We start from the raw sequence: 5,471 nt of genomic DNA on the forward strand, positions 1-5,471 counted from the left end.
CCGAGGAACACAAGATGCTGTGATGTGGCCACCTCCGGCAGGCCGTGCGCCTTACGGCGAGCCTGAACCTGGAGCAGTGCGACGAGGGCCCGCACCTGTTCTTTCACAGTCTCCAGTCCGACCAGCGCGTCGAGCTCGGCCTGCACCTCGGACAGCGGCCGGGCCGGCCCGGGCCTCGCGCCGACGAGATCGCCGACCAGATCATCAACGCGCTCCGAGCCGGGCAGCTTGAGCTGATCGGTCAGATGGCCGATGATTTCGCGAAGGTCGTCGAGCGGATTGCGGCTGGCAGCCATGCATCAACTGTATAGCTCGATTCACAAACCCGTGTGGGGTTAACCGACAGACAACCCACTGCTCTAAAACATGAAACTGCTCCCCGTAAGTGAGAGATGAATTCTCAGTCCAGCCTTAGGGAAGCAGTTCAGATGTGCCCCCTTACCCGTGACTTGGTCTAGCCCTGGTGTTGGACGGTTACCGGCTCGGGCGCGAACTCCTCCGGAATCCCCTTCTTGAAGTGACGGCGCCGAACGGTTCGTTTGTCAGGTCATCCGAGATGCGGGTGACGAGCGGATCCTGCGAAGGGCAGCTGCAGTCTTTGCCCTCGACCTCGACAAAGATGGCCCAGCCCCGGGGGTTCTCGGTCCGGTACGCGTTCTACGGGTGGTGATCGCAGATCAGCAGGTATTTGGCGCCGCCGATGCCGAAGTTGGCAGCGTGCCGCCTCCCCCGCCTCCGTTTCAGACACCACTCCCCAGCCTGCGCCTCCACCGGTATCCGCACCGGTCCGGGCCCCAGCGCCAGCGCCGGTCTACGCCCCGCCCCGGCCAGGAACGCTGCCGGGGGGCTCTCAGGGTCGCGTTGCGGGCCACGCGTGCTGCAAGCAATCCAACGGTGCCGTCCCAGAGGCTTTGATTGTCCGGGCTTTGCACAGCAACGCACCCGGGGCCGAATCAGAGTCTGCGACGGCGTCGAAGGTGCCGATAGTCAGGAGGACGGGCGCCACACCATGCCCTCGGCCCGCAATCCGCTCAAACTGGTTACAGCTCATCCGCCCAGGCAGATCGGCGGATCAAGGCTTAGTGCGGGAAGAAGCCGACGTGTCCGTAGAAGACGGTGATGCTGAGGAACAGCCACWTCATTCCTGCGATGAACAACGACACAACGAAGACCCTGGCCACCAGGCGATGCTCAGGAGCGAACGGGGCTGTAATCGCGGCCACGCCAGTGATGATGTAGGCGAACGCCATGTAGAGCGCTTCCAGAATGGAGCCCGCCAGCATCCCGGCAATGGGTTCCACCTCGGGTGGATGCCACATCCCGAAYTCAAGTCCGGCGACGGCGATCATGATGAGCCCGATGCCGCCGAAGGCACCCGCGTACAGGAACGGCCGGACGGTGGCCACGAGCTCGAACTGCCCCCCGCGGTCGACGGCGGCTCTCTCGGCACGCATCAACGCAATGGCCCCGAAGAACACCAGAAATCCATAGAACATGGCGGGTTCACCGAAGGTGAGGTTGTCCACCGCGCAACAAGGGACGCCGGGAACGGGAATCTGTTTCAGTGGCCACGTGAGGGTCATGTGAGTGCCGGTGACGGCCAAAAACAGCCCCAGGGCAGCAAACATCCAAGCCCATCCGTCGATCGTTTTGCGACCAGGTTGCTGGACCACTCGCAGGAAGACGAGCAACAAGAGCATGATGGCACCTGCGACCATCGCCATGGTCGTGTTGTAGGTGATGCCCTGATCAAGCATGGACTACCCTCGTTCTGCCAGAAGTGCCTGCCGAATGACCATCAGGCCAGCGCAGGCCGCAAACGTGGCGGACAGGATCAATGCGCCCATGTCGCTACTGACGGCGGCCCAAAGAATCGCCGACAGAACAGCGCCGACCACCAGGATCGCAAAGACAGCCTTGACCAATATCGCGCCCCACCGGCGAGTTTTCCCGTTGTTGACTTCAATCGGGAATCCAGTGAACACATCATGGTGGGACATATGGATGTCGTACCACGCGTAAGGCATGCAGCGAAAGGGGCAATGCCCTCCGTTGATGAGATCGCGACGACCGTAGCGAGAGGCGAAACTGTTTGCCAGGCGGGGCATTCTGCAGGAGCTTTCTCCCCTTCGGGAAGATCGCCGTGGAAACGGGTGCAGCCCGCGGTATCGGACGGGCCAGCGCCATCGCTCTCGCCCAGGCCGGCGCCGCGACCGCCTGGGAGAGCGCAAACGTGACCGCGTAGCCCTCACACTCTGAGCGCCCACATCATCCATATCGCCTATCCATAGACGAGCCGAACGGATCGGGTTTAGAGGCCGGCCGGCAATAAATTCCGCAGTCAGCGACTGGGACGCGCAACCAGCCTTCGAACATCACTGGAAATTCCTTGTCCTCGAGCATCACCGCGGCCAAGAAGTGAGTCGTAGAAGAAGGCACATAACCCCAGTAAGGGCCTGGCGCAGCGACGAACGACGTGTTTCCTCATTGGTGTGCCGTCCCTATCGGAAGCTGGTCACGCGCCCGGGTGCCAGTTTGAGGAGGCCAGCCAGCCGCGAAGGTCGAGGGCGTCCGGTACTAGTGCGCGGGTCGCCTCGAAGTCGGCCTGGTAGGCGGGAGTTTCGGCGAACCAGCGGAACATCTCGGCCATGTCGCCGAAAGAGGCGATGGCCTCGAGCGGCAGGGCCTCGTAGCGCGCGGGAAGGCCCGCGTGCTCGCCGATGGCCTCCGCGATCTGCGAGCCGGTGAGTGTGTCGCCGGCGATCTCCACACTGCTGCCCTCCACTTCGGTTCCGCCGAGCAGAATAGCCGCAGCGGCCCGGCCGATGTCCCGAACGGCGACCATCTGCAGCGGGATGCCGTCAGGAAGGGCCATCCTTACGACCACCTGACCGTTCTCGACGCTCGTCATGAATCCGGACAGGTTATCCATGAAGAAGACGGGGCGGAGGAAGGTGTGATGGATGCCCAGAGTTTCGATGTGTTCTTCGACGCGGCGTTTGCTCTCGAAGTGTGGAACGCCCGATGCGCGCTCGGCGCCGCCTACGGAGCTGAACACGAGGTGTGGGACACCCGCGGGAGCCGCGGCGTCGGCGATCGCGATCCCGGACGCCGATTCCTGCGCGGTGCCGCCCGGGAACGGGGTGGTCATCGCGAACGCGGCATCCACCCCGTCAAACAGAGAGCCGAGCGCCGCCGGATCGGTGAAGCCACCGACCGACAACTCGACTCCCCGATCCGCCAGCGCACGCGCGGCCGGCCTGTCTGGATCACGAACGAGGGCACGCACCCGCGCGCCCTGCGCCAGCAACGCGTCAATGACAGAGCCGCCCTGATGACCCGTCCCGCCGACGACGGCGATCAACGGCGCCGCGGTGGCCGGAGTAGAACTTGGCGACATGATCTTCTCCTCGAGGTTCGTCGTATATCAACGAAAACGGACGCTGGTCAATGATCATTCCGCAGGCGCCCACACATGGACGCGGTCGGGCAATATTTCCACCACCAGGAGCCCCACGTCGATGGGCGGCAGAAAGTCCGGAAGGTGCCTGCGCACCGCCGCGGCGACCCAGCCTTCAACAACGACGATGGCGCCACAAAAGGCCCACAGACACATCAACAGCGCCAAATCCAACCCGGACTCAAAGATCACCAAAATTGCACTTGCTCACACCTACTCAAAGTCGCGGAAGACAAACTAGGCGGACTCGCCCATCTTTTCCGCCGCGGGAGACGCCGCTTGGGCAGGATAGGACGGTACGGGAACCGTACCTAATGCCTGGAGATGCTGGCGTCTATTTCGGCCTTGCGGCCCCGAACAATGCGCCGCAAGGCAACGTCCGGCAGCTGATGCTCTACTGAATAGTGGACGCTTCCGCTGGTCACTTCGAAACTCGCCAGTACGTCGCGGTTGGCGGCCACGACTTTCCCGCTGAAGGGATAGAGCGACAGGAACTTCCTGGCTTGCACCGTGGAGATGAGGCCTTTACCCCGGTACATCAGCGCCGGCATGCCATAGCTCGTGCCTTCTTCGGCTTCGGGAACTACGTCGCGCGCAATCGCGTAAACTCGTTCAAGAGCAGCCCGGTCCACACCTTCGATCGCGTCCAGGTACGTGCTGATCGTCCCCATGATGTGATGATACGCCAGCCATCCGGACGGGATACGTCCCGGATCCGCTGGGCCGAGTCTCCTTCGAGCCATTGCGCCACCGCGTAGCGGTACAGCTGTTTGCCCCACAACAGCCCGGCTAAGGCGCGGCGCGGTGTATGCGCGGGATATGGGAGTCGACGGCGGCCGTGCCGGAGGGCAGCACCGTTGCCTAGAACTCGTCCGCTTCCTCGCGCCGGGTAGCCACGACTGCGCCAAACTCCCGCCCGACGACGTTCCCCCGGTATCGATGCAGAGCGCAGACGCAGTTTCACCGAAACGGAACCGCCGGCGGCCGGAGCATCGAAGTGATACCAGAGGACGGATTTCGTGCCGGCGTCCCCCGGGTCGGCGGCGCCGGCGTCGCGGTAGACGACAGCCTAGTTCCGAGGCCGAAACTCTATCGGTCCTCAACTGCCTCCGCCCTGAACTCCGCAAGCCGAAGCCGCACCAGTCACCTCCAACTTCAAGATTCACAGTTCCGACGGCCGGGTTTCGCCCGCAGCGGTGTCGCGGGCACCGTAGCAATGCCCCTGAGCTCCCGGAGGTTCTCAGAGGCCAGATCGTCGACTCAGGCGACGCGCTCCGACGATGGTGGAACGACGCCGCGGGCAAGAGTGGCTTCCGTCCTTAGCGGCGTCTCCCTTCGCTATCGGCCGCCCGCCGGCTTCCTGCTGCGTTGCTCGTCTGCTCGTCTGCTCGATAAGCTTTCCAGTAGGCGATAAGCATCCTACTGAGGGTTGGCTAGTGGTCCCGGCGGGTGCAGAGAGGGGCCTTGAGTCCGTCAGGGACGAGGCGGCTGGACCCAGCAGGCCCCGAACTTCCTAGTGCGCAACAGCTACTGATCAATTGACCCTGGCGGCAGCCACCCGTTTGCGAAACCTTCAGTGGGACGCGGCGGCAAATTTTAGCCGGCTGTCGACTCCTCGTCGTTGGCGACAGCCTCGATCCAATCCACAGCTGTGTCGGAAAGCTGCGGACCGTCTGCTGATTCGCCAGCCCACCACTCAGAATCCGTCGTGCCGCCCGTAACCGCCATGATGTCGGCGATGACATTCTGCGGCAGCGGCTCGCCGTTGTGCTCAACGAGCCAGTCGCGTGTTTCCGCATCGACCAGAGGCCACCACTCGAAGATGTTCATCCACGCAGTGTTGCACCCGCGAAGTCGTGAGTACAGATTCGAGCGTGGGACGAGCGCCGGCAAAGCGCCAGTTAACGAGCGCAGCTGCTCCATTACCGACGCCCCAGAGGTGTCTGGCTGGGATGCTTCAGCAGGCACAGACCCGGCTCTCCGCGGTATCGTATGATCGCTATCATCATCG

Annotated in this window: 6 protein-coding genes and 1 pseudogene; all 7 read right to left on the minus strand. The window is 63.2% G+C overall.

Annotation, left to right across the window (positions count from 1 at the left end):
* A pseudogene (locus AB4Y86_RS11010) lies at positions 1–296 on the minus strand (AAA family ATPase); the annotation flags it as partial.
* Between the two features lie 783 nt (positions 297–1,079).
* A complete protein-coding gene (locus AB4Y86_RS11015; protein WP_441402273.1) occupies positions 1,080–1,757 on the minus strand; it encodes a DUF981 family protein in 678 nt (225 codons plus the stop codon).
* Between the two features lie 3 nt (positions 1,758–1,760).
* A complete protein-coding gene (locus tag AB4Y86_RS11020; RefSeq protein ID WP_441402274.1) occupies positions 1,761–2,108 on the minus strand; it encodes a hypothetical protein in 348 nt (115 codons plus the stop codon).
* A gap of 407 nt (positions 2,109–2,515) precedes the next feature.
* The gene (locus AB4Y86_RS11025) at positions 2,516–3,400 is read right to left on the minus strand and encodes an NmrA/HSCARG family protein (RefSeq protein WP_441402275.1); all 885 of its coding nucleotides are present in this window, start codon (positions 3,398–3,400) and stop codon (positions 2,516–2,518) included.
* A 54-nt stretch (positions 3,401–3,454) separates the two neighbouring features.
* Entirely contained in the window at positions 3,455–3,652 is a 198-nt protein-coding gene (locus AB4Y86_RS11030) for a hypothetical protein (RefSeq protein ID WP_441402276.1), read from the minus strand.
* A gap of 119 nt (positions 3,653–3,771) precedes the next feature.
* On the minus strand, positions 3,772–4,131 hold the full coding sequence (locus AB4Y86_RS11035) for an iron chaperone (RefSeq protein ID WP_441402277.1): 360 nt from the start codon (positions 4,129–4,131) through the stop codon (positions 3,772–3,774).
* A gap of 925 nt (positions 4,132–5,056) precedes the next feature.
* The gene (locus tag AB4Y86_RS11040) at positions 5,057–5,290 is read right to left on the minus strand and encodes a hypothetical protein (RefSeq protein WP_441402278.1); all 234 of its coding nucleotides are present in this window, start codon (positions 5,288–5,290) and stop codon (positions 5,057–5,059) included.
* Between the last annotated feature and the right edge of the window lie 181 nt (positions 5,291–5,471).

Source organism: Arthrobacter sp. 2YAF22_2 (assembly GCF_052114645.1).
In the GTDB taxonomy this organism is placed as follows: domain Bacteria; phylum Actinomycetota; class Actinomycetes; order Actinomycetales; family Micrococcaceae; genus Arthrobacter.